At 53.3% G+C, this 25,265-nt stretch carries 18 protein-coding genes and 1 riboswitch; of the genes, 9 read left to right on the plus strand and 9 right to left on the minus strand.

Translation table 11 applies throughout. The features are described from left to right. The first annotated feature begins 37 nt into the window (after window positions 1–37). The 3 genes from NDI45_RS14555 to NDI45_RS14565 are packed head-to-tail and all read left to right on the plus strand — an operon-like array spanning window position 38 to window position 2,385. Window positions 38–1,243 carry a SpoIID/LytB domain-containing protein gene (locus NDI45_RS14555; RefSeq protein WP_348247752.1) on the plus strand — a complete coding sequence of 402 codons (1,206 nt, stop codon included), beginning with the start codon at window positions 38–40 and terminating at the stop codon, window positions 1,241–1,243. 16 nt (window positions 1,244–1,259) lie between these two features. Continuing rightward, the gene (locus NDI45_RS14560; protein WP_348247753.1) at window positions 1,260–1,859 is read left to right on the plus strand and encodes a YdeI/OmpD-associated family protein; all 600 of its coding nucleotides are present in this window, start codon (window positions 1,260–1,262) and stop codon (window positions 1,857–1,859) included. Window positions 1,860–1,890: 31 nt separating this feature from the next. Next, on the plus strand, window positions 1,891–2,385 hold the full coding sequence (locus NDI45_RS14565; protein WP_348247754.1) for a DUF427 domain-containing protein: 495 nt from the start codon (window positions 1,891–1,893) through the stop codon (window positions 2,383–2,385). A gap of 4 nt (window positions 2,386–2,389) precedes the next feature. On the opposite strand, the gene NDI45_RS14570 is transcribed toward NDI45_RS14565, so the two are convergent. Together NDI45_RS14570 and fraC are read right to left on the minus strand one after the other, a co-directional pair. Further along, window positions 2,390–3,448 (minus strand): DUF5357 family protein, encoded by a 1,059-nt coding sequence (locus NDI45_RS14570; protein ID WP_190791697.1) that lies wholly within the window; start codon window positions 3,446–3,448, stop codon window positions 2,390–2,392. A 103-nt stretch (window positions 3,449–3,551) separates the two neighbouring features. Further along, a complete protein-coding gene (gene fraC / locus NDI45_RS14575) occupies window positions 3,552–4,124 on the minus strand; it encodes a filament integrity protein FraC (protein ID WP_348247755.1) in 573 nt (190 codons plus the stop codon). 361 nt (window positions 4,125–4,485) lie between these two features. Between fraC and NDI45_RS14580 the strand changes: the two genes are divergently transcribed. Together NDI45_RS14580 and NDI45_RS14585 are read left to right on the plus strand one after the other, a co-directional pair. Then, window positions 4,486–5,619, plus strand: coding sequence for a cob(I)yrinic acid a,c-diamide adenosyltransferase (locus tag NDI45_RS14580; protein WP_348247756.1), 1,134 nt, complete (start codon window positions 4,486–4,488; stop codon window positions 5,617–5,619). A gap of 17 nt (window positions 5,620–5,636) precedes the next feature. Beyond that, window positions 5,637–6,260, plus strand: a complete 624-nt coding sequence (locus NDI45_RS14585; protein WP_348247757.1) for an NUDIX hydrolase — start codon at window positions 5,637–5,639, stop codon at window positions 6,258–6,260. Between the two features lie 204 nt (window positions 6,261–6,464). On the opposite strand, the gene NDI45_RS14590 is transcribed toward NDI45_RS14585, so the two are convergent. The 4 genes from NDI45_RS14590 to alaS form a co-directional block, all read right to left on the minus strand. Beyond that, window positions 6,465–6,881, minus strand: coding sequence for a DUF4278 domain-containing protein (locus NDI45_RS14590; RefSeq protein WP_190791701.1), 417 nt, complete (start codon window positions 6,879–6,881; stop codon window positions 6,465–6,467). Between the two features lie 37 nt (window positions 6,882–6,918). Continuing rightward, window positions 6,919–7,024: riboswitch (Glutamine riboswitch) on the minus strand. Window positions 7,025–7,264: 240 nt separating this feature from the next. Beyond that, window positions 7,265–8,641, minus strand: a complete 1,377-nt coding sequence (locus NDI45_RS14595; protein ID WP_348247758.1) for a cytochrome P450 — start codon at window positions 8,639–8,641, stop codon at window positions 7,265–7,267. A gap of 88 nt (window positions 8,642–8,729) precedes the next feature. Beyond that, window positions 8,730–10,076, minus strand: coding sequence for a type IV pilus twitching motility protein PilT (locus tag NDI45_RS14600; protein WP_190791703.1), 1,347 nt, complete (start codon window positions 10,074–10,076; stop codon window positions 8,730–8,732). A 390-nt stretch (window positions 10,077–10,466) separates the two neighbouring features. Then, window positions 10,467–13,085 carry an alanine--tRNA ligase gene (alaS, locus tag NDI45_RS14605; RefSeq protein ID WP_348247759.1) on the minus strand — a complete coding sequence of 873 codons (2,619 nt, stop codon included), beginning with the start codon at window positions 13,083–13,085 and terminating at the stop codon, window positions 10,467–10,469. A 496-nt stretch (window positions 13,086–13,581) separates the two neighbouring features. On the opposite strand from alaS, the gene NDI45_RS14610 reads away from it, so the two are divergent. Next, window positions 13,582–14,520, plus strand: coding sequence for a diguanylate cyclase (locus NDI45_RS14610; protein ID WP_348247760.1), 939 nt, complete (start codon window positions 13,582–13,584; stop codon window positions 14,518–14,520). Between the two features lie 103 nt (window positions 14,521–14,623). On the opposite strand, the gene purB is transcribed toward NDI45_RS14610, so the two are convergent. Both purB and trpA read right to left on the minus strand, forming a co-directional pair. Beyond that, the gene (purB, locus tag NDI45_RS14615) at window positions 14,624–15,919 is read right to left on the minus strand and encodes an adenylosuccinate lyase (RefSeq protein WP_348247761.1); all 1,296 of its coding nucleotides are present in this window, start codon (window positions 15,917–15,919) and stop codon (window positions 14,624–14,626) included. Between the two features lie 136 nt (window positions 15,920–16,055). Further along, window positions 16,056–16,859 carry a tryptophan synthase subunit alpha gene (gene trpA, locus NDI45_RS14620; protein WP_190791707.1) on the minus strand — a complete coding sequence of 268 codons (804 nt, stop codon included), beginning with the start codon at window positions 16,857–16,859 and terminating at the stop codon, window positions 16,056–16,058. A 140-nt stretch (window positions 16,860–16,999) separates the two neighbouring features. Here trpA and NDI45_RS14625 point away from each other — a divergent pair, with 140 nt between their 5' ends. Next, window positions 17,000–18,670 (plus strand): hypothetical protein, encoded by a 1,671-nt coding sequence (locus NDI45_RS14625; protein WP_348247762.1) that lies wholly within the window; start codon window positions 17,000–17,002, stop codon window positions 18,668–18,670. A gap of 180 nt (window positions 18,671–18,850) precedes the next feature. Continuing rightward, window positions 18,851–19,801, plus strand: coding sequence for a GDP-L-fucose synthase (locus NDI45_RS14630; RefSeq protein WP_348247803.1), 951 nt, complete (start codon window positions 18,851–18,853; stop codon window positions 19,799–19,801). An 8-nt stretch (window positions 19,802–19,809) separates the two neighbouring features. Here NDI45_RS14630 and NDI45_RS14635 read toward each other — a convergent pair whose 3' ends face one another. Beyond that, complete coding sequence (locus tag NDI45_RS14635) at window positions 19,810–21,132, minus strand: hemolysin family protein (RefSeq protein ID WP_190789582.1); 1,323 nt, start codon at window positions 21,130–21,132, stop codon at window positions 19,810–19,812. A 523-nt stretch (window positions 21,133–21,655) separates the two neighbouring features. On the opposite strand from NDI45_RS14635, the gene mfd reads away from it, so the two are divergent. Further along, complete coding sequence (gene mfd, locus NDI45_RS14640) at window positions 21,656–25,198, plus strand: transcription-repair coupling factor (protein WP_348247763.1); 3,543 nt, start codon at window positions 21,656–21,658, stop codon at window positions 25,196–25,198. The last annotated feature ends 67 nt before the right edge of the window (window positions 25,199–25,265 follow it).

The following is a 25,265-nucleotide window of genomic DNA, read 5'->3' on the forward strand; positions in this document are numbered from 1 at the left end:
TCTTCGGTGAAAGTTTTGGCAATTGCAAATTTTCTCGATGCAGAAGCACTTGGTTTTGCACATTGCCAGCGGAGATATGGAATCTCAAGAGCAGTTTGCAGCCCCTTACATCACGCGGTTAAAAGCCACTGGTGCTGACACAATTCCCTCAGACCAGACAGAAATTATGACGATCGACCCAACATCCGTTACCCAAACCAAGGATCGGCTCAAACGCTTCACTCAGCCCCCCTATCTGATTGGGGCAAGCTTAACAATCGGCGGAATCATTGCCCTGACCCTCGTTGCCTTCGCGAAATCATCTCCAACCCCCCTCCAAGCCTCCACCTCCCTCAATCAAATTCCCGGTAAACTCTCCTCCAGTCTCCCTGCTCCTGCACCCTCACCCATCCCCCTATCTACCCCATCCCCATCCCCATCTCCTCAGCCCATCGACCCTTCTGCTCTCACCCCCGAAGAACGCGCCCTCAACGAGAAAGCGAAACAAGAACTTCTTCAATCCTCTGCGCCTGTTGATTCCTTTATTGAAATGAAAGTGGCGATCGCAGAGAAAGTTCTGGCACTCACGGTAAGCTTTTCAACTGCCACCGATGCGCTAAATCCAGAAGGACAGGCGATCGGTCATTTTGCCGCGAACCAGTCTTACAGCGTGGAAGTCGCGGGAGACGGCATCCGCATCAACGGCAAAGCGTTTCCGGGAATTGTAATGATTTCCCTGCCGCCCGATGGACTCTTTACCCTCAATGAGCGCACCTATCACGGGCATCTCATCTTAGCGGTGGATGGCGGCAAACTCTGGGCAGTGAATCAGGTGAATATGCGGCAGTATTTGCACAGCGTCGTTGGCAGTGAAGTTTCACCAAGCTGGGACATGGAAGCTCTGAAGGCACAGGCGATCGCCGCCCGATCCTATGCGTTGACCTATTATTACAAGCCCATGAGCGGACTGTTTGACCTGGGCGCAACGGAATATTATCAGGTTTATCGCGGCATTGAGCGAGAGGCAGACCGGACGAGTCAAGCAGTTGATGAAACGAGCGGTCAGTTTGTCAGCTATCGGGGTGGCGTGGTGGAGTCGCTTTATGCCGCATCGGATGACATTGTGATGGAAGCGTTTCAGGGAAAGGGCATGAGTCAGCTCGGCGCGCTGGATTTAGCAGAGCAGGGCTATTCTCACCAGCAAATTCTCAGCCGCTACTATCCAGGCACGGGCATCGGGCAGATTTTGATGGATCAGCAATGAAGCCCAATGAAGCCCAATGAAGCAGACAAGATTTGAAGACCAGCTTGAAATCGTTGAAGCGATCGATCGCCCGGCATGGCGGCAGTGGTTAGCAGAACATCATCAAACGGCGATCGGCATCTGGCTTATCTATTACAAAGTCGGAAGCGGCAAACCGAGCATCCGCTACCCTGAAGCCGTGCAGGAAGCCCTTTGTTTTGGCTGGATTGACAGCAAAGTGCAAACGCTGGACGACGATCGCTATCGTCAGATTTTCACGCCGCGCAAACCGGGAAGCGTCTGGTCAAAGCTGAATAAGCAATACGTCGCGAATTTGATCGAGCAGGGCTTGATGACCGAAGCAGGCATGGCAAAAATCATTGCCGCTCAGCAAGACGGCTCCTGGAATGCGCTCGATGAGATTGAGGCGTTAGTCATTCCAATCGATCTGGAGCAGGCACTTGCGGTAGATCAAGCGGCGCAGCAGAATTTTCAGGCATTCAGTAATTCCGTCAAAAAGAACATCCTGTCGTGGATTGGCAGCGCAAAACGTCCCGAAACTCGATTGAACCGGATTCAGCAAACTATCAAGGCGGCTGCCCAAAATCGCAATCCTCTGGCACGATCGAAAGAGTGATACAGCAGATCAAGCAAACAACGGAGCCACTGTGACCATCGATCGCATTATTCCTCAGCCCGGACAGGAATCGGTGTGGGACTATCCCCGTCCGCCGCGACTAGAGGATTTGGCAAAGCATATTCAGGTGGTGTTTAACGGCGTAACGATCGCCGATACCCATCGGGCAAAGCGCGTCCTGGAAACGAGCCATCCGCCTGTGTACTACATTCCCCCGGAAGATATTCAGATGGAGTACCTGACGCAGGAAAGACGATCGACCTTCTGTGAGTGGAAGGGGCAAGCTGGGTACTACACGATTCAAGTGGGCGATCGAACGGCTGAGAATGCTGCCTGGTTTTATGCCAACCCTACTCCGTCTTTTGCGGGAATTCAGCACTATGTTGCTTTTTATCCCAGTCGGATGGATGCCTGCTTTATAGACGATGAGCAGGTAACAACCCAGCCCGGAGACTTTTACGGCGGCTGGATCACTAAAGATATTGTGGGTCCGTTTAAGGGTGGATTGGGAAGCTGGGGCTGGTAGAAGTTCAGTTTTCCTGAGGCAACACGGCGGGTAGCGAAGACTCGATCGCTCCACACTGCATCTGATACACCGTAGACTGGGTTCCCGGAGCCTGAGCAATGGGAATCTGGCTGCCTGCTGGCTGAACCTGGCACGATCGCTGCAAAATATAGCCTTTGCCATCTGAGCTAGGACCATACCAGAGGGCCTGGAGCTGAAGCAAAAGGGAACCGGGCTGTAAAGGATCAGGGAAACTCTGGGCATTCAGTCGCCACAGCCGATATTCTCTGCTTCTGGGCGGGCTGCCGTAGATTTCGGAGCGGGCGAGCGTCGCAATTCGAGGGACTTCAGCTTGAATATTACTGAGCTGTTGCTGCACCGCAACCCAGGTCGAAAGCCCGTTCAGCGTCTCTCGCACGTTGGCTTCTGCCACATTCAGGATTTGAATCCCGTTGGTTAGCGGTGGATCGGACTCTAGCTGCACCACAAAACGACTGCGGCTCATGTCGTCTGCCAGCAGGCTGGGGTATTGATCCAGTAAATTTTGCATATCAAAGTAAAGCTGAAACCAGCAGCTATACAGGCTTCCCAGCAGCAGCACAATTACGATATCCTGCCTTCCAGCCCGATGGGGTGGACGAAACGTGGGACCCGGATGGATAAACTTTGGAATACTCGCCAGTAAGGCAGAAAAGATGGGATAGCTGGTCAATGCACTGGCAAGATCCAGGATCAGTAGCCGATTGGTGTAGAGGGCGATCGTGAGAATTGCTCCCGTAACCCAGGGCGCGTAGCGAAATTGCAGTCCAAGAATGGGAACTGTGAGCTTCCGCTTAACCAATGCCCAATCCACCCCCAGGATCAGAAAGACCCAGCCAAAAAAGGAAACAAACCGCTTTGCCATCTCATCTTGCAGCAGCAAATACACCAGCCACGACAGCAGGCTGAGCAGTAGCGTGGTTTGCCAGGAAAAAGGCTTGATCTGGCGAATGCTTCTCTGAGTCTGCTTGAACTGCTCTGTCAAGGACTCACGCAGGTTGCGAAACAGGCTCAACCCAAACAAGAACTGAAAAAAGTCGATCATGCAAAGATCCCCGCGATTGCGTTCACTGAAACCCCCGACTTAGAACAGGACTCCAACCGAGCTAACCCAATTCCTTGAGCATTGCGCTTTGTGCCGATCGCCGCTATAGCGCGATTCCCCCCTGAATAAAAATGAGCAGCAGCAACACGAGCACGATCGCCCCATAGCTCAGCAAATTCGCCAGAAAAACAGCCAGAACTTGCGAAGAAGCTTCCTTACGCACCACTTCTCGCGGATTTCGCATCACCGATCGCACTTCCGGTTGAGGCAGCGGCTTGGCTTCGGCGAGGCTGGGGTCAAGCACCCATTTCAGCAGCACTAAACCAAACTGCTTGACGGCAAAGCTGGCAGGAAACGCTGCAAGTGCCCCCAGAACCAGAACGCCAACCACATTGCTGCCCACCGAAACTGCCTGATTGAACAGCACCAGACTGATCAGGGCAATCTCCACATCTAAACTGCGCCTGATCTGCCCTCCTACTCCAGTATTCAAAACGATAAAGATCACAATCCATCCCGCTACTGTAGACAAGAGGTTCAGAGTGGCTGCGTACTGCACCCCTTCTCGCGGCGTAATTTTAAGCTGCCGATACAGGATAGAGGATTCGATCGCGATCGCAATCAGCAGAAATAGGATTTGCAGGGCGATCGCTCGGAGGGGGAGGACAGAGGGCATGGGAGAGGGGGATGGAGGGATGAAGGGGTAGATGAGTGAGGGGAGCTTCGGTTCGTGCGGGAGGCCTATTGCATCGATTACAGGCTAATTTGCGGAGAAAAGTTTGAGGCTAGGAGTTTAGACTCGGAAGTTTGATGAAGTGCGAATAAATCAACTAGTAGAGTGTGAATTCGATGTATATTTCATAGGACGCTATATATAGAGTTTTAGAGTATCAGGGGAAAGGGCAGTTTGAGAGACTCTTCAGGGAATCACTTTTTGGCGAGAGGGTTAGCTGGCTCGTGCTAAAAAGTTTCACTCGGGTCAGGCTGAACTTCTAGAGCTTCGTTAAAATCCAAGGTACAAGAACCATCTTAAAGTCATGACAAGGACTGGAATTGGGATTCGGACTGCCCAAACGCGATCAGAACGACTGGCAGGGCAGATTCATATTTATGACGGGGTTGGCAAAGGGAAATCGCAGGCGGCTCTGGGGGTGGTGCTGCGATCGATCGGGCTGGGCATTCACACGGGCAGTCAAACTCGAGTCTTGCTGCTGCGATTTCTGAAGGGACCAGGACGCACCTACGACGAAGACGCGGCGATCGAGGCACTGCGGCGAGGCTTTCCCCATTTGATCGATCAGGTGCGGACGGGTCGAGCCGAGTTTTTTGGGTCGGATGATATTACGCGCTTCGATCGGATGGAGGCACAGCGCGGCTGGGATGTGGCAAAGGGGGCGATCGCTTCGGGGCTGTATTCCGTGGTGGTGCTGGATGAGCTAAATCCAGTGCTGGATCTGGGATTGCTACCTGTGGATGAAGTGGTGCAAACGCTGAAGCGCAAGCCAGAGGAGCTGGAGATTATCGCGACCGGACGAGGCGCACCGCAAGCATTGCTCGATATTGCGGATCTCCATTCCGAGATGCGGGCACATCTGCATGCTAACGCCGTTGCCCACGGCATCGAAGGCATCGAAATTTATACGGGCTCGGGCAAAGGCAAATCTACAAGTGCGTTAGGAAAGGCTCTGCAAGCGATCGGCAAAGGCATCAGTCAGGACAAATCTCACCGGGTGCTGATTATGCAGTGGCTCAAAGGCGGCTCTGGCTATACCGAAGATGCAGCAATTGCGGCACTGCGCCAAATCTACCCCAATCTGGTCGATCATCAGCGATGCGGGCGAGATGCGATCGTCTGGCGCGGACAGCAGCAGGAATTAGATTATGTAGAAGCGGAGCGAGGCTGGGAAATTGCCCGGGCAGCGATCGCCTCAGGTTTATATAAAACCATTATTCTAGATGAGCTGAACCCCACCGTTGATCTAGAGCTATTGCCCCAACAGCCGATCGTTCAGGCACTTTTGCGAAAGCCACGCGACACGGAAGTCGTTATCACCGGACGCTGCAAACATCCGCCGGACTATTTTGACTTTGCCAGTACACACTCGGAGGTGTTTAACCACAAGCACTATGCAGAAAAAGGTGTGGATCTGAAGCGGGGCGTAGATTTCTAGCAGGATGATTTTGAGAAATGAATACTCAGTGGTTAGAGTGGGGGCGCAGGCTTCAGGCACTCGCCCAAAACGGGCTGACCTACACCGAAAATCCCTATGATGTCGATCGCTATCGGCAGATTCAGCAAATTACAGCGGATATGATGGCAGCTTATACAGACACCGAACCCGAAAAGGTGCTGAATTTTTTTCGGCATGAGCGGGGTTATGCGACACCAAAAGTCGATGCGCGAGGAGCTGTGTTTCAAGATGGGAAAATTTTGCTGGTGAAAGAGCGATCGGACGGCGGCTGGACGCTGCCCGGTGGCTGGGTAGATGTGGGTGAGCCTCCCAGCTTGGCGATCGAGCGGGAAGTGTTTGAGGAGTCGGGTTATCAGACGAAAGCCACAAAATTGCTGGCTCTGTACGATCGTGACCATCCGCGCCACGGACACCCGCCCCTTCCCGTGCAAATTTACAAGCTGTTTTTTCGCTGTGAGCTGATCGGCGGCAGCCCGACACCCAGTATAGAAACCGAAGCAGTTGATTTCTTTGCGCCCGACCAAATCCCGGAACTGTCGCTGAGTCGAGTTGTGCCTTCGCAAATCGATCGGCTATTTCAGCACGAGACACAGCCTGACCTGCCAACCGATTTTGATTAACGATTTTGATAAATGTTTGGGAAAAGACGCAATAAAAACGGGCAGGTCTGGACTGATTTCCGACACTACCCGAAAGCGGAGAGACATATTTAGAAAATAGAGAAATCTAATCTCTAATCCAATGAATTAAGCTAATGAATGATCCAGCTGAAAGAGGGATCGGGATTTTGCCCCTTTGCCCCCTTTCAACGAGAGATCAATTCATTAGACAAACAGATTCATCTCGCGTTCAAGCTGCTGAAGCAATTGCTGATCGCCTCGCTGTTTTGCGGCTTGAATCCGCTGCACTAATCGACGCTGAATGTTTTGCCGATGGACGTTCTCCATCTCGTCGCGCTGGACACGATGAAAGCTCGAACCAATCGAAGCCGTGTCACATGCCCACCGCACGGGCAAGTCATTCGTCCGCAAACGACCCGGAACACTCATGTGGCTTCCGTCAGGCATCGTGGCATAGGTGACGCTGCGGTAGTTGAGCGTATGCACAGGCTGAGCCGGAATATGTCTGGGATAACGAACGCTATAAGCTTGTCCGCGATACTGACCCATCACGCCCCGATCGATCGTCTCAACCGTGCTTAGCTCAGGCTCGTACTCGGTACCACGATAGGAAAGTCTCATATATTTACTCCTAAAACTGCTCAGGTTTCGTGAAATAGGCGCGTTCCTTCAAGTCACTGATGTGTCATTGACCCTACTTCCGTCTCTCGCGATTTCCCTACGGGTTGAGGGTAGGGTGAGCAGTATCGCTGGAGATGAACGTTTTCAAATTTATTTCTGTATCTTATTTTACCCTTTGGCTCTAAGAAAAACAATTTCAGGAGATTTAACAAAAGAATGATTTTTCTTTACCTTCTCTACCTCAAGACCTATGCTTCGCGGAGTGTTCACTCCTGTAGCGATCGTCACCAAAATCAAGTTAACAATAGGGCAAACAGCCCACATAGGGCTATCCCATCAAATACCTTTTTGTAGGTACGGTTCCCCGGAAGAATTAATTTGTCTCACCGAATCAAAACTTCTCGTTCAAGATCGACCAAGTTCTGAACGCGCAGTCTGAAATGACCCGGAGGCGCAAGCGTCAACCCCCGGCGCACAGGCTCGATCGCTTTTTGAGGCGGCAGCTCAAACCTCCGCCCTTGCAGCAGCGTCGCGAGAACTAGCTTCATTTCCAGCAGTGCCAGTGCTGCGCCGATGCAGTAGCGGTGTCCGCCGCCAAAGGGCAAAAACTCAGACGAGGAAAACGATCGCTCCAGAAACCGCTCTGGGCGAAACTGCTTGGACTGTGGATAGATTGCCTCGTTGTGATGCACCAGGTAGGTACAGGGAAACAGCGCCGTTCCCGCAGGCAGCTCGTAGCCCATGATTTTATAAGGAGCCTTCAGTATCCGCACTCCGGCAGTTAAGGCGACGGGATAGAGCCGCAGCGTTTCCTGACAAAGGGCAGTGAGATAGGGCAAACGACCGATCTGCTCCGGGTCATCCCCCAGGTCATCCCCATGGAGGGATTGGAGTTGCGATCGCAGGTTGCGTTCCACGTCCGGCAGTGAATGAATCCAATAGAGTGCCCAGGTGAGTGCGGAAGCCGTCGTTTCGTGTCCTGCCAGTAGCAGCGTAATCAGTTCGTCACGCAGTTCCGTGTCGCTCATTGGCTGTCCGGCTTCGTCGCGGGCAGAGAGCAGCAGCGTCAGAACGTCGGTCCGGGTGAGGTCAGGATTTTTCCGGCGATCGTGGATTTCGTCATACAACAGGCGATCGACCTGCTGCTTGAGCCACAAAAATTTGCCCCAGGGTGTCCAGCGTCCCCAGTTCTGCCGCAGAGCCGGAAAGAACAGCAATGCCGCCCCGATCGGAGAACCTAGCGATTCCAGCAGTTCATTCAGCAATACCCTTAGCCGATCGAATCGCTCACCCGACTGTAAGCCAAATACTGCCTGCAAAATAACGCGCAGTGTGATTTCCTGCATCAGGGGTCGTACTTGAAAAGACTGCCTGCCGTGCAAGGATGCAGCAACTTCTTCGGTAATCTGACAAATCAGTTTGCTGTATGCCTTGAGCCGATCGCCATGAAACGGAGGCATCAAGAGTTTGCGCTGATGGGTATGACGATCGCCATTCAGCAGCAGCACCGAAGAATCTCCCAGCAAATCGCGCAGCACTGCCCCTCCAGAACCCGCCTGAAATAGCGCAGGACTAGCAGTAAAAATCTGCTGAATGCCTTCTGGATGATTCACATACACGGCGGCAGGCGGCTTTTGCCAGCCCACTGCAAAAATATCTCCGTAAGCGCGATAGTACGCTTCCAGATAGTCAAGCGGCTGCGTGATCAGCCGAATCATTCGCACAACGCGGGGAGTGGTGGGGCCGGGAGGCAAAGTCATTGGTGTTTCTGTTGGGAATGCTCTGCCTCTCCATCATGCCACCCCCTCAAATGACGATCGCCCTGGTTTCAGAGGATCGTTATTTGCGCTACACCCGTCCGCGCAGGATTTGCGCCATTTCATTGGGTTTCGGCGAGTGTTCCAGGGCAGTCTCTTCGGTGATTCGCCCGGCTTCGTACAGTTTGTAGAGCGACTGATTCATCGAGCACATCCCGTCAAACGTACAGCGCGGAATAATTGCCTCGATTTCATCAATTTCGCCCCGACGAATGTAGTCCTTAATCGCGTCGGTGTTGATCATGATGTCGTGAAAGGCGGCGCGTTTTCCGTCCGTAGTGCGGCACAGTCCTTGCGCGATGACGGCAACCAGAGATTCGGCGATCGCAATTCGCATCGGAGCCTGCTGATCAGGTTCGTACAGGTTGAGAATCCGCTCGATCGTCTTCACGGCACTGTTCGTGTGCAGCGTTCCCATCACCAGGTGTCCGGTTTGGGCTGCTTTTAGCGCAGTGTTGACGGTTTCCTTGTCGCGCATTTCTCCGATCAAGATCAGATCCGGGTCTTCCCGCAGCGAAGCTTTCAGAGCGGTATCAAACTGGTGGGTATGAATGCCGACTTCGCGCTGCTTAATGAGCGATCGTTTGCTTTGATGCACAAATTCCACCGGGTCTTCGATGGTGATGATGTTTTTGGGCATCTCAGAATTGATGTAGTCGATCATTGCCGCCATCGTCGTTGATTTACCCGATCCGGTTGGTCCTGTGATTAGGATCAACCCTTTGTGATAGTGGCAAACGTCGCGGAATACAGGCGGCAGGTTTAACTGATCGATCGTCAGAATCTTGAGCGGAATCAGACGCATCACCATTGACGGACCGCGCAGCGAATCGAAAATGTTAATTCGGACGCGGGCAAACTCGTACTGGGTTGCGCCGTCAAAGTCGAGCGTGTTCTGAAATCGCTGAATTTCTTCGTCGCTGAGAATCTCTTTCAGCCAGCTAAAGAAGGTTTCCTGATCCGTAACGGGATAGTCTGTTTTGTCGATTTCACCCCGGTTGCGGAAGCGCGGCGACTCTCCCACGCCGGCATGAATATCCGAAAAGCCTTTGTCAAACGCTTCCCGTACGATTTGCGCCAGGGTAGGCTGTCCGGGAGCCAGTTTGCTGCGGGTTGCTCCTTTCATACCTGGCGGTGGCGCAGGCGGGACACGGGGCGGCTGGTTAGGAGGAGGCGGAGCTACAGGACGGGCTTGAGGCATTCCGGGCGCGGCAGGATTGGCAGGCGGCAGCGGCATGGTCTGCGCGGGAATTTGCTGTGTCGCTTCAGCAGGCGGTTGAAGATGGGGCTGAGCAGGCGGGGCAGCAGGACGGGGCGGGGGCGGCGGCGGCACACGCGGAGCAGAAGGCGGGGTGAATGGACGTTGTGCTTCAGTCATAAACCACTTGCCGTAAAGAGCAGAGCCGTAAAGATCATCCGAGATGCCGGATCGAGCTGAAATCGAAGTGAGTCCAAATCCTGACCTCAGCTCATTCTATAGAGGGAGTCAGCCAGATTCAAGGAATTTTCCAGGCGGCAGAACCTTCAGCCCAGTCTCGTCCGCTCTCTGAATAAACTTCACGTTAGCTTGCCCAGAAGTTGCCGCATTTTTATCAGGAGCGATCGTTTTGTTGTGGTTTTGCTGATTATTTGCGGATGAGCAGCGGCGATCGTCATTCCTGGAAAGCAGGCATAGGAAGCAAGCTAATCTTCTGATCCTCTAAGAACCATTCAAAAGAATAGCCACCCCACCAAAAGAAGGATGGCTGATTTAAGGTTTTCTGACCGATTACAGCGCAGACTTCAGCTCTTGACGGGCAGTTGCTAAAGCTTCGGGAAGTTTGCTGGCATCGCGTCCGCCTGCTTGAGCAAGGTTGGGTCTGCCGCCGCCGCCCCCCCCGCAGATTTTGGCAATCGCTCCCACAAATTTGCCTGCCTGAAGTCCTTTGTCGTTGACGCCTTTGCTGAAAGCTGCCACCAGGCTTACTTTATTCGGTTCGGGAGCCGAGCCCAGGACGATCGCGCCTTCACCAAGTTTTTGAAGAAGCTGTTCGGCTACGGTTTTCAGTGCCTCGGCATCGACTCCGGGCAGTTCTGCTACCAGCAGCTTAAATCCATCAATTGCTTCTGCCTGACCCAAAAGCTGATCTGATTTTGCTAGAGCCAGTTCGGACTTGAGCTGATCGAGCTGTTTTTGCGTAGTTCTGAGTTCTGTTTGCAGGGCAGTGACGCGATCGGGCAATTCCTCAGGCTTGACTTTGAATCGATCGCTCAGATCCCGCACCACTTTATCGCGCAGGTTGAGATACTCCAGCACCGCAGGTCCAGCAACCGCCTCGATTCGGCGAATTCCTGCTGCAACACCCGACTCAGAAATAATTTTGAACAAGCCAATTTCCGCCGTATTTGCAACGTGAGTACCGCCGCACAGCTCCATCGACACGCCCGGAAAGTCGATCACCCGTACTTCGTCGCCGTACTTTTCGCCAAACATTGCCGTTGCGCCTTTTGCCTTCGCTTCTGCAAGCGGCATGGTTTCAACGTGCGCTGCGTGACCGTCTGCAATCCAGCTATTCACCTGCTCTTCGATTTGCTGCAATTCCTCCGGCGTAATTGGACGATTCAGATTAAAGTCAAACCGGAGGCGATCGAACGCGACGAGCGATCCTGCCTGACCGATATTGTCATCCACTAGCTTTTTCAGCGCAGCCTGCAGCAAATGGGTTGCGGTGTGGTTTGCCTGTGCCCGTCGCCGACAGGAGACATCGATTTGAGCGGTTACTAGATCACCAGCCTTGAGCGTGCCGCGCTCGACGCGCCCGAAATGAACAAAAAACGCGCCGTCTTTTTTGACATCCTCAATGCGAATGACGGTATCTGTGCTTGTCAGGTAGCCCTTATCACCAATCTGTCCGCCGGATTCTGCGTAAAACGGCGTTTGATCCAGCACGATTTGAACTTCCGTTCCCGCTGTTGCCGTTTCGATCGGCTGACCGCCCAACAGCAAAAGCCGCACAGTGGATTTACTTGCTGATGTTGTATAGCCCAAAAACTCGGTTTCGTGCAGATCCTCCGCCAAAGTATCCAGCGTACCTTGCACGGTGAGATCGATCGTTTCATGCGCTTCCCGCGATCGATTTCGCTGTTTTTCCATTTCGGCTTCAAAGCCTGCCGCATCAACCGTTAAACCTTTCTCGGCTGCGACTTCCTGCGTTAGCTCCAGCGGAAAACCGTAGGTGTCGTATAGCACAAAGGCATCCTCGCCGGAAATTGTGCCGGTGGATTTGGCAATCAGATCTGCCAAAAGCTTTTCGCCGCGATCGAGCGTGGTGCGGAACCGGGCTTCTTCCAATTGCAGTTCAGCTTTGATCGACTTTTCGCGCTGCCGCACACCCGGATAGGCGGATTCTGCCAGGGCGATCGCGGTTTCTGCTACGTCGATTGTGAATTCGCGATCGATCCCGAGCAAGCGGCCGTGTCGCACCACTCGCCGAATCAGTCGCCGCAGCACATAGCCCCGTCCTTCGTTCGATGCGTTAATCCCATCTGTGATCATGTGAACCACTGCCCGGATATGATCGCCGATCACCTTGAGGGAAACTTTCGTTTCTTCGTCTGCTGTGGCGTAGTCGATTCCCGCAATTTCAGCCGCCGTTTTGATAATCGGGAAAATCAAATCGGTTTCATAGTTATTGGGAACGCGCTGGAGAATCTGTGCCATTCGCTCCAGTCCCAGTCCAGTGTCGATGTTCTGCGCCTGAAGCGGGGTGAGTTTGCCCTGGATGTCCTTGTTGTACTGCATGAACACCAGGTTGTAGAACTCGATGAAGCGGGTGTCGTCTTCGAGATCGATCGCCTCATCGCCTTGTTCTGGGTGAAAGTCGTAGTAAATCTCTGAGCACGGACCGCAGGGACCCGTCGGACCCGATTCCCAGAAGTTGTCTTTTTCATCCATGCGGATAATGCGCTGAGTCGGAACGCCAACCTGATCGCGCCAGATGGCATAAGCCTCATCATCTTCGCGAAAGACGCTGACCACCAACTGTTCCGGCGGCAGTCCAAACACCTGAGTCGAAAGCTCCCATGCCCAGGCGATCGCCTTTTCCTTGAAGTAGTCGCCAAAGCTGAAGTTGCCCAGCATCTCAAAGAAAGTGTGGTGGCGGGCGGTGCGTCCCACGTTCTCAATGTCGTTGGTGCGAATACATTTTTGCGACGTGGTGGCGCGGAGAAACTCAGCGGTGCGCTGTCCCAGGAAAATGGGCTTAAACGGCAGCATTCCGGCGATCGTCAGCAGCACAGTCGGGTCTTCTGGAACCAGGGAGGCACTGGGCAGGATCTGGTGTCCGCGCTCCTGATAAAAATTAAGAAACGTTTGCCGAATTTGTGCGCCGCTAAGAGGAGTGGACATGGACTTTCGACCGCCGTGGTGTAGACTTCAAGATCTCTATTCTTATTCATCCTGCCCGATTCGGCAAAACCAATTCGGCAAAACCAATTCGGTGACATGATTCGGCTGGACTCATTCAGCTATACAGTTCGGCTGATTGGGCAAAACCCATTCGCAAAACTTGAGCAGCAAAGTTTTCCATTCCTGGCACTCGCCCGTTGATTCAGTTGATTCAACATTTGTTTGGAGCGGTTCAACGAGCCGGATGAAGATTTGTTAATCCTCGAAATTAGCAAAATCTCGAATGTATCACTGATTCAGCCGGAGTAAGCTGGGAACAGGAATAAGCATCAGATTTTGGGTTTTCAGCAGCCGGATTCGTACCTGAGGAATGTGGTGCAGTATGAATTTAGGAGGTTACGGGTGCATCATCCTACCAAACTTTTTAGCGTTTTCGCGTGATTCAGGGATGGACGCTTCAATACTTTTAATTGGGAGTGATGCTTTCCGACTTGCCTTGCTTCGTCTCCTTTCTGAGCTGAATGCGTTTGCGATCGAAGTTGCTCCAAATCCTCAGGAGGCACTTCCGCTTATCCAGGCGCAGCAGCCCGATCTGCTCGTAATCCAAGCCGGACAGCCAGGAAGCCTTTCCCTCTGTGAACAGCTCAAATCGCAAAGTCGTCTTGCCTGGATTTATTGCTTTGTGCTGGAGGATAGCTCTGATGCAGTCTCCCAGATGACGATCGATTCTGCTGACGGCGAGGCGGCAGTTCATTACGCTAAAAAACAAGCCGAAGCGTTAGCCGCAGGAGCAGATGCTTACCTGAACATTCCGCTCAATCGGGAAACTTCTCAGCAAGCCGGATGGCGTTCTTTAATTACGGCACAAATTCAGGTTGGACTGCGGCAAGTGCGAAACTATCGAGAGCTAATTCGGGCTAACGATGTGCTGTCGGCGATCGCCCTACTCGACCCGCTGACGGAACTGAACAATCGCCGCGCTTTTGAATGGGAATTGCCGCGCCAGATCCAGAACGCCCGCGAACGCCGAGGGCTAATTAGCCTGATCATGCTGGATGTAGATTTTTTCAAGTTGATCAACGACACCTATGGACATTTAATTGGCGATCGTGCTCTAAAAGTCCTGGCAGCACGGCTGCGGCACAATCTGCGGTTTTACGATACGCCCTTCCGCTATGGCGGCGAAGAATTTGTGATTATCCTCAGCGAAACGGGCGCCCAAGAAGCTGACATGATTGCAAACCGAATCTGTCAAATCATCAACGCTCAGCCCTTTGCGATCGACGACACGCTGGATCTAACGATCACCGTCAGTATTGGAGCTGCTACGCTGGATTCGGAAGATGATCCGAAAGGCCTTAGCCTGCTGCAACGGGCAGACGATCGCCTGCTTCGCGCTAAATCGCTGGGACGCAATCGAGTTGTGAGTAGTTGAGCAAAAAAATGGAGCAGTGTGATAGCCCCTATAGGGACGGCTTGCGAACCGCCCTTACCTTTATGACTGTCCCACTTTTACTGCCCTACTTTTACCACCCGATTTAAATATTCAATCGCTGATAGACCGTGTTCAGGTTTTGCAGATGGTGCTGCGGATTAAAGCATTCCTCGATTTCTTCCGGCGAGAGATGCTCTGTCACCCGCGAATCCTGGGCAATCAGGGCATGAAAGTCTCCGGTTTCGGTGTTCCAGGCCGTATGGGCGCAGGACTGGACGATCGCATAAGCAGCTTCCCGGTTTAAGCCTTTTTCGACCAGCTTAAGCAAAACTCGCTGGCTAAACACTACGCCGCCATAGCGGTTCATGTTGCGCTGCATATTCTCCGGGTAGACCAGCAGATTTTTCACCAGATCGATCGTTTCCATGAGCATAAAGTGCATCAGAGTGCAGCAGTCGGGCAGCATCACCCGCTCCACCGAACTGTGAGAGATATCTCGCTCGTGCCAGAGGGCGACGTTTTCCAGCGCGGCAACGGCGTGACCCCGAATAATGCGTGCCATTCCGGTCAACCGCTCCGATCGAATCGGGTTGCGCTTGTGGGGCATGGCAGAAGAGCCTTTCTGTCCCTTTGAGAAAAACTCTTCCACTTCCAGCACATCGGTGCGCTGAAGGTTGCGAATCTCAACAGAAAATCGCTCGATCGACGCGGCAACCAGCGCCAGCACCTGCACAAATTCCGCATGACGATCGCGGGAAACGACCTGGGTCGAAGCGGGATCAGGCTCCAGGCCAAGTTTCTGACAGGCGATCGCCTCTACCTGCGGGTCAACGTTGGCGTAGGTTCCGACCGCGCCCGAAATTTTGCCTACTGCTATCCGAGGATAAAGCTGTGAGAGGCGATCGCGATGCCGCAGCATTTCTGCTAGCCAGCCCGCTAGCTTAAAGCCAAACGTAATCGGTTCAGCATGAATGCCGTGCGATCGACCGATCATCACCGTATCGCGATGCTGCTGTGCCTGATAGCGAATCGCCTGAATTAAATCCTCGACGCGGCACTGAATAATCTGCAAACTGGCAACCAACTGAAGCGCAAGTGCAGTATCCAGCACGTCCGAACTGGTCATGCCCAGGTGAATATAGCGTCCTGCGTCGCCAACATATTCATTCACGTTCGTCAGGAAGGCGATCACGTCATGCTTGACCTCAGCTTCGATTTCGAGGACGCGCTTTGGGTCAAAATTTGCCTTTGCCTTGATCGTCTCGACTGCCTCTGCCGGAATGTAGCCTAGCTCTGCCTGCGCTTCACAGGCGGCGATTTCAACCTGAAGCCAGGTTTTGAGCTTGTAGGTTTCTGTCCAAATTTCGCCCATTTCGGGCAGGGTGTACCGTTCTATCAAGGCTTTGTGGAGAATGCGACCGATCTATTTTACTGCTCTCGTGCAAGGGGCGATCGGTTTTGTTGAAGGTGGATGGGTAGGGGATGAGGGAATCGGGAGATCGAACACCATTTCTACCGCATGAGGATACAGAATATCAGTCTCGATTTTTAATGACTTGCTTTAAGCTGCGGCAAAAAGATTCGATCGCCTGTAAACCCTGTTTGGGGGAGCCTTCGCTGAGGCGCTTGACAAAGGCACTGCCGACGATCACGGCATCTGCGCCCCATTCCATGACCTGGCGGGCATGTTCGGGCTGGGAGATGCCAAACCCGACTCCGATCGGCTTATCGGTGACTTCACGAAGCTGGGTTAAGAGTTCCTGCACCCGGGATTCGATTGTGGTGCGAACTCCAGTGACGCCGGTGACGCTAACCAGATAAAGAAAGCCCTGGCAGCGATCCGCGATCGTGGCAATCCGGTCTTTGGGCGTGGTGGGGGCGACCAGCAAAGTGACTTCGATTCCGGCATCAGCGGCGGCTTTTAAGACTTCATCGACTTCTTCGAGCGGCAAATCGGGAATCACCAGTCCATTTGCGCCTGCCGCTGCTGCTTGATGCATGAAGTTGGCAATGCCGCGATTCAAAATTGGGTTGTAGTAGGTAAACAGGACGATCGGTGCCCGAAGCTGAGGACGCACAGTTTTGAGCATCTCCAGCACTTGCTCTAGCCGGACTCCGTTTGCCAGGGCACGAGTTGCTGCCGCCTGGATGACAGGACCATCAGCAAGCGGGTCAGAGTAAGGAACGCCTAGTTCAATCAAGTCGGCTCCGCTGCGATCGAGAATTTGCAGTGCTTTTGCGGTGGTGTCCAGGTCGGGATCGCCTGCGGTAATAAAGGGAATCAGCGCACATTCGCCTCGATCGCGTAATTTCTCCATGCAGTCTGAAATTGAAACCATGCTGAACTTACCCCAAACCTGCCGATTGACCGTTTTTTATTTTACAGGGTGGTGGTCAGAAGGCGGCAATGCGAATCAGGAACGCTGAAATCTGCATTCTGCCAGACGACACCCGCGTTTAGACTAGCTAACGTGGAAAGGTGGTCTGGAAGCTTGATCTGTGGAGCGTGGCGATCGTGATTGAGGGCAGTCAAACAATCCTATTTGGCGGTTCGGTCTGGACGCAGCTTTTAACCGCGATCGTTGTTGGGTTGCTGGTCGCGTTTGCGCTTCAGGTTTTGCTGACCAGTTTAGGCGTGGCGATCGGAATGTCGGTTTTAGCCATTCGAGCCAGTGCTCATCGAGCTGCACATCAGGAGTTAGAGCAAGATCTCAGCCAGGAATTAGAACTGAATTCTGCTGAATCCAACGCCGTAGAGCCAGAAATCGCGAGTGAGCCAGCGTCTGCGGAATCCTCTGGGGTTCAGCTTGGATTTTGGGCAGGCTTTGGCGTTTTGCTGACGGTGAATACGGTTTTGTTTGCCGCCTGTTTTTTAGCAGCGCGATTTAGTCAGGCTCAAAGTCCGATAACTGGGGCGATCGAGGGGATTGTGATCTGGTCTGCCTATTTACTGATTTTGATCTGGCTTAGCTCAACGGCGGTAAGTTCTGTTGTTGGGTCGCTGCTGAGCATCACGACGGGCGGATTTCGGCGACTGATTCATCCGATCGGCGCGCTGTTTACCCCAGCGGAACCCGTCCCTGTAACCGAAACTGAGATGCTGGCAACGGTTCGTCAGGAAATTCAGGCAGCCTTTGAGCCAGAACAGCTCCAGTCTTTAATTCGAGCGGAGCTTCAACGATTCACGCTTGCGGAAACTGCGGAGCAATCGGCGGTTCCAGGACTGCATTATCAAGAACCAACCGCCCAAGAAAAAGCGGAAGAAAAAACTGTTCAAGAAAAAACAGCCTTGCAGTTGTCGAAAACCGATTCGACCCTGACCCTCGTTCAGCAGCAGCTTATTCAATTCCTTCAGCATACGGATAGACTGACCGCGAAACGAGTCGATCGCCGCTTGCGAGAAATCCTGGACGCTGCCCAATTTGTCCTGCCTGATTTAGCCCTGATTCCTGAGGTCGATCGAACGACAGCAATGCGTTTGCTAATGGATCGTGAAGACCTGGGCGAAAAGCAGCGCGAAAAGATTTTGAATCAGATTGAGAAGACCTGGAATGAATTCCGGCGATCGAATCAGGATGATCGCGAGGATCAAATTGAAGAGAATGAAAGAAACGGTGTTGGTGAACATTCTGCTGCATCCAATCCAGCGATTCAACAGGTTACGGAGACTGCTTTAAAGACACTAGCCGAACAGCTTCCCAGCTCCTTCACCGACAATGCTGCCGTTGAGCGGGTAATGCAGCAACTCCCCGAACTGCTTCAGCAAGTGGGCAATCAGCTTCCTGCCGGAACAGGTTTAGCGATGCTGGCAATGGCACTGATGCGAGGAAAAGACCTGTTGCCCGAAGACGGGATAGACTCATTGCACATTCGCCAAACTCTCGATCGCCTGGTGAATCAGTCTGGTATGGCAGATCTCAATCGAACGGTTGTGGATCAGGTCGATCATTTGCGCGATCGATCAATGCAGCAGATTGAGCAAGTGCAGCAAACCCTTCAAGCAACTGCCGACACGCTCAAGACACAAACCCAAGAGCAGCTTCAGGCGACTCAAAAAGCAGCGACGATTGCCGCTTGGTGGCTGTTTTTGACGGTCTCAACGGGAGCCATTTCGGCAGCTCTGGCAGGGGCAATTGCCAATCAAATCTAGGTATAAGCCAAGAGCGATTTCAGCAATCCCTGGGAACTCTGGAGATGCGCTGTAGTTTCCGTTCATAGCTTTCCCAGTCAGTACATGCAGGTCAATTTCCGGATTTGCATAAAAGGCTGTGTTAGTTTTGACTGGAACGAAAACTGCCAGGTGAATCTCTCGCTAACTGCCGTGAATGTGATGAATAAAGACGCAAAAATCTACGTTGCCGGACACAACGGACTGGTTGGAAGTGCGATCGTGCGGGTGCTGCAAGCCAATGGCTTCACCAACCTGCTGCTGAAAACAAGTCGAGAACTCGATTTGCGGCGACAGACCGAGGTTGAAGCCTTTTTTGCGGAGGAGCGTCCCGAATACGTTTTCCTGGCGGCTGCCAAGGTGGGCGGCATTGGGGCAAATAACACCTACCGCGCCGAGTTTTTGTATGACAATCTGATGCTGGAAGCCAACGTGATTCACAGTGCTTACCAGTCAGGCGTGAAGAAATTATTGTTTCTGGGGTCGTCCTGCATTTATCCCAAACTCTGCCCCCAGCCGATGCGCGAAGACTATCTGCTGACGGGCTTCCTGGAGCCGACGAATGAACCGTATGCGATCGCCAAAATTGCTGGACTGAAGCTCTGTGAAAACTACTGCCGTCAGTACGGAGCTAACTTTATCTCCGCCATGCCCACCAACCTTTACGGCATCAACGATAACTTTGACCTGGCAAATTCCCACGTTTTGCCTGCCCTGATTCGCAAATTCCACGAAGCCAAGCTCAACCATGCTCCCGCTGTCGAAATCTGGGGCACGGGAACTGCCCTGCGCGAGTTTCTGTTTGTTGATGATCTGGCCGATGCTCTGCTGTTTCTGATGCAGCACTATGACGAGCAGGACTTTATCAACGTCGGTACTAGTGAAGAAGTCTCAATCCGGGAACTGGCAATGACGATTCAAGCGATCGTCGGCTATAGAGGCGAACTGCAATTCGACAGTACCAAACCCGACGGCACGCCTCGTAAATTGCTGGACACCACTCGCTTACAGCAGCTTGGCTGGCAGCCCAAGACTTCCCTTAAGGAAGGCATTGAGCAAACCTATAAATGGTTTCAAGCCCATTACGGCAAAGTGAGAGGGCAGGAAGGGTAGGTCGTCCCTTACTCACCTCCTGCTCCTGGCTCGCCCACTTTCCCCGGCGGTATCACTAGCACCTTATCCACCCGGTTTCCGTCCATATCCATCACTTCAAACCGGAAGCCTTCCCACTCAAAATGATCGGATGATTTGGGGATGTGTCCGAGTTGGGTGATGATAAAGCCGCCCATCGTTTGGTAGTTGCCACGATCTTCTCCGGGCAGCTCGTTGATTTCAAACAGTTCCTTCAGTTCGTGGATGGGTAGCATTCCATCAATGAGCCAGGAACCGTCTTCGCGCTGAATGAATTCGGCTTCCTGGGGCTGATCGGCAAAGGGAATATCGCCAATGATGATTTCCATGACGTCATTCAGGGTGACAATGCCCTGGGTGATGCCGTATTCGTCTACCACAAAAGCGATGTGAGTTCCGAGCTGCTTAAATAGTTCCAGGACGCGGGGAGCGCGGGTGCTTTCGGGCACAAATAGGGGCGGACGCAGCAGGGCAGTAAAGTCGATCGGGTGATTGGAGAGACTGCGATTCAAAATATCTGTGACGTAGACCACGCCCAGCACGTTGTCGAGCGAGTCCAGGCAAACGGGGAAGCGATTGTGGTGGCTCTCTATCATCTTGCGGCGATTGATCTCATAAGAGTCATTCATATCCAGCCAGATGATATCCAGGCGCGGCGTCATGATCGCACTCACCTGCCGATCGCCCAGGCTAAACACTCGCTCCACCATGTCTTGCTCAGAGGCTTCAAACGTGCCTGCTTGTGCCCCCTGCCGCAGCAGCACTTTAATTTCTTCTTCAGTGACGAGCGGCTCGCCTTCATTAGGGTTGACCCGCAGTAGCCGCAGCACCAATTCAGTTGAACTTGTGAGCAGGGTGACGATCGGCGAAGCGAGTTTTGCTACCCACTGCATCGGCTGGGCGATCGAGGAGGCAATCTTTTCGGGGCTATGCAGTGCCAGCCGTTTTGGAACCAGTTCGCCCACAATCAACGACAGGTAGGTAATCACCATCACCACCAGCCCAAAGGCGATCGCCTCGCTGTATTGCCCGACGCCAGGAATTTGTGCGATGTATCCGGCAAAACTGCGCGATAGCGTTGCTCCTCCAAATGCACCCGCTAGAATTCCGATCAGGGTAATGCCGACCTGCACCGTGGATAAAAAGCGATTCGGTGAATTTGCGAGAGCCAACGCCGCCCGCGCCTGTCGATCGCCCTGTTCAGCAAGTTCCTGCAAGCGGGCACGACGAGCAGAAACGATCGCCATTTCTGACATCGCAAAAACGCCGTTTGCCAGTATAAGCAGGAGGATGGTCAGGACTTCGAGCAGCATTGTTTCGGGGAAGGAGGGGTGGATGAGTGGCGGGGCAAGTGGGTGAAGCGATGAGGGAATGGGAAGAAGGGGAACGGGAATCGTAGGATGTGTTAGCGCAGCGTAACCGATCGTTTATCGGGGGATGAGAATGCTTGCACAGTTTGGATCAAGGTAGGGTAACGAGTTCTCTGGGAGATACAAAATCTAAAACTTCCTCCGGTCTCCAAGTCTTCCAAAATTAGCGGATTTAGGGGACAACGCAAGAGATTTCCAACTCATCAAAAATTTTCTTAGAAGCAAATTTTCCGATCGCAAAGCGTACTGTAATAGATAAAACTTACCATTCTCAGATCGAGGGCATGAATCGAAGGCATAAATCGAGGACAGAATTTGTACCGTCGGAGAGAAGCTAGGAGAATCTCTCAGCCTTCGCCTATCCAGACTTCTACAGACTTCTACAATAGTAGAGATCGAAACTGCACCTGTCGATTCGATTTTCTGCTCCGCTCTTCTTGCACCCATCCGCTTTCACCGACCTGCTATGGCATTCTCTTCTATTACCCGCGCCCTCGGACGATCGCCCCTCACCGCTGACCTGTTGACCAAGCTCGACCAGCAGCACCTCGTTCGCCTCAGTGGGATTTCACGCCTGCCGAAAGGCTTGGTGTCCTCGGCTCTGGCACAAGCGCAGAATCGCAGTCTTGTTATGATTGCCGGAACATTGGAAGAGGCAGGACGCTGGGCGGCGCAGCTTGAGGCGATGGGCTGGAAGTCGGTTTATTTTTATCCCACCTCGGAGGCGGCTCCCTATGACCCATTTGACCCGGAAGCCGAAATGCTCTGGGGTCAGCTCCAGGTGCTTGCCGATTTGCAGGAGCAGATGCAGTCTGGGAAACAGCATCCCCCGGTAGCGATCGTCACTACTGAACGTGCTTTACAACCCCATCTTCCCCCTGTAGAAGCTTTCCGTCCCTATTGCCTGACGCTGATGAAGGGCATGGATCTGAGCCTGGAAGATTTCAGCCAACAGGTCGCAGAACTGGGCTATGAGCGAGTTTCGCTGGTAGAGACCGAGGGACAGTGGAGCCGTCGCGGAGACATTATTGATATCTTTCCGGTGGCGGCAGAGTTGCCCGTGCGCCTGGAACTATTCGGCGACGAACTCGATCAAATCCGCGAATTCGACCCCGCCACACAGCGATCCCTTGAGGGCACCGATCGCCTCTTGCTCACCGCAACCAATTTCACACCGATAATTCTGGGCGCACTGGAGATTGGCAACTCCACCTCGAACAAACTGACCCACATCGCGCCCTTTCTATCGGTAGAAGAACTGGAGCGGCTAGAGCAGGGACAGGCTCCCGAAGGAATTCGTCGCTTTCTGGGAGTCGCATTCGATCAGCCTGCTTCGCTGATTGATTATCTGCCGCCCGATACGCTGATTGGCATCGATGAGCCGGATTTGTGTCGGGCACACAGCGATCGCTGGTACGAACACGCCGAGGAACTGTGGCGCGAAGTCAATTCTAAGGAAGAGGCAGAATATGAACTGCCCAAAATCCACCGATCGTTTGAAGATTCACTGGTGTTACTGGAATCCTTCGATCGCCTGCACCTGACCGAACTGGCAGAAGACGGGGCATCCTCAACGCTGAATCTGGCGAGTCGGCCGGTTCCGGCAATTCCGCATCAGTTTGGCAGGCTAGCAGAAACGATTCGGCAAGAACGCGATCGGGGGTTTGCCGTGTGGCTGGTGTCGGCGCAGCCGTCGCGATCGGTGGCGTTGTTGCAGGAGCACGACTGTCCGGCGCAGTTTGTTCCGAATCCAAGGGATTTTCTGGCGATCGACAAGCTTCAAACGCAGCGCACTCCGGTTGCCGTCAAGTATTCCGGTCTGGCGGAGCTGGAAGGCTTTATTCTGCCGACATTTCGCCTTGTAGTTGTCACCGATCGCGAGTTTTTTGGACAGCAGAGCCTTACCACGCCGACCTACATCCGCAAGCGCAGACAGGCAGCTTCCAAGCAGGTAGACCCGAATAAGCTTCAGCTGGGCGATTATGTCGTTCACCGCAATCATGGGGTCGGTCGCTTTTTAAAGCTGGAAAGCCTGACGATCAATAGTGAAACCCGCGAGTATTTGGTGCTGCAATATGCAGACGGCTTGCTAAGAATCGCTGCCGACCAGCTCAGTGCTCTGTCACGCTATCGGACAGCGGGAGATCAGGCTCCTGAACTGAATAAAATGTCGGGCAAAGCCTGGGAAAAGACCAAGAGCAAGGTCAGAAAAGCCGTCAGAAAAGTGGCTGTCGATCTGCTCCAGCTTTATGCCCAGCGCGCCCAGCAGCAGGGATTCACTTATCCGATCGACACGCCCTGGCAGGAAGAACTGGAAGAGTCGTTTCCTTATCAGCCCACGCCCGATCAGCTTAAGGCAACCCAGGATGTCAAGCGCGATATGGAAAGCGATCGCCCGATGGATCGATTGGTCTGCGGCGATGTCGGCTTTGGCAAAACTGAAGTGGCAATCCGCGCCATCTTCAAGGCGGTCACTGCCGGAAAGCAGGTCGCCCTTCTCGCCCCCACCACCATCCTGACGCAGCAGCATTACCACACGCTCAAGGAACGCTTCGCTCCCTACCCAATCCAGGTGGGCTTGCTCAACCGCTTCCGTAGTCCCGAAGAACGCAAGGGGATTCAGCAGCGGCTCACGACTGGGGAAATTGATGTTGTGGTAGGAACGCATCAGCTTTTGGGCAAAGGCATTCAGTTCAAGGAGCTGGGCTTGCTCGTGGTGGATGAAGAACAGCGATTTGGCGTCAACCAGAAAGAGAAAATCAAATCCCTCAAAACTCAGGTCGATGTGCTGACGCTGAGCGCGACTCCGATTCCGCGTACTCTGTACATGGCTCTTTCTGGCGTGCGCGAAATGAGCTTGATTACCACGCCGCCCCCTTCTCGTCGCCCGATCAAAACTCACCTTGCGGCATACGATCCTGAAGTCGTACGAACTGCCATTCGGCAGGAACTCGATCGTGGGGGTCAGGTTTTCTATGTCGTTCCGCGGGTAGAAGGCATCGAAGAAGTGGCAGGCAAACTGCGGGAAATGATTCCCTCGGTGCGAATTGCGATCGCCCACGGTCAAATGCAGGAAGGCGAACTGGAAGCGATGATGGTGACGTTCAACAACGCCGAAGCCGACATTCTGGTCTGTACCACAATCATCGAGTCTGGACTGGATATTCCGCGTGTGAATACGATCGTGATCGAAGACGCGCAAAAGTTCGGTTTGTCCCAGCTTTATCAGCTTCGGGGACGGGTGGGACGCGCCGGAATTCAAGCACACGCTTGGCTGCTGTATCCGCGTCAGTCTGCCCTCACTGATACCGCAAGACAGCGACTCCGCGCCATTCAGGAATTCACCCAGCTCGGATCGGGCTATCAGCTTGCCGTCCGCGATATGGAAATCCGGGGAGTAGGTAATCTGCTCGGCGCAGAGCAGTCGGGACAAATGGATGCGATCGGCTTTGACCTTTATATGGAAATGCTGGAAGAAGCAATCAAAGAAATTCGCGGTCAGGAAATCCCGCAGGTCGACGATACCCAAATTGATCTCAACATCACGGCATTCATTCCCGCTGACTACATCGCCGATCTCGATCAAAAAATGAGTGCCTACCGCATGGTGGCAGCCGCCCAGTCTCCGCTGGAACTGCAAAGAATCGGAGCGGATTGGGTCGATCGCTACGGAGCCATTCCCTCCGCCGCCCAGCAGCTCCTCAAAGTAATGGAACTGAAACAGGTAGCAAAATCGCTCGGCTTTAGCCGCATCAAACCCGAAGGCAAACAGCACGTCGTCCTGGAAACCCCAATGGAGGAACCCGCCTGGAATCTGCTGCGCGAAAATCTGCCTGCCCACCTGCAAACCCGCTTTGTCTACACTCCCGGCAAAGTGACGGTGCGCGGGTTGGGTATTCTCAAACCCGATCAGCAGCTTGAAAACTTGCTAGGCTATTTCAGCCGAATGCAGGGTGGACTGCCAGATACAACCGTGCGAAACAGTTCCCCGTCTGAGGTGACTGCGTAGAGTAGGAATCAAAAACGAATGGGTTGCGAAAAACGTACCTCGATGGTGCATTTCTCACAACCCATGT

Source organism: Leptolyngbya sp. GB1-A1, from assembly GCF_039962475.1.
Taxonomy (GTDB): Bacteria; Cyanobacteriota; Cyanobacteriia; order Elainellales; family Elainellaceae; genus Leptolyngbya_A.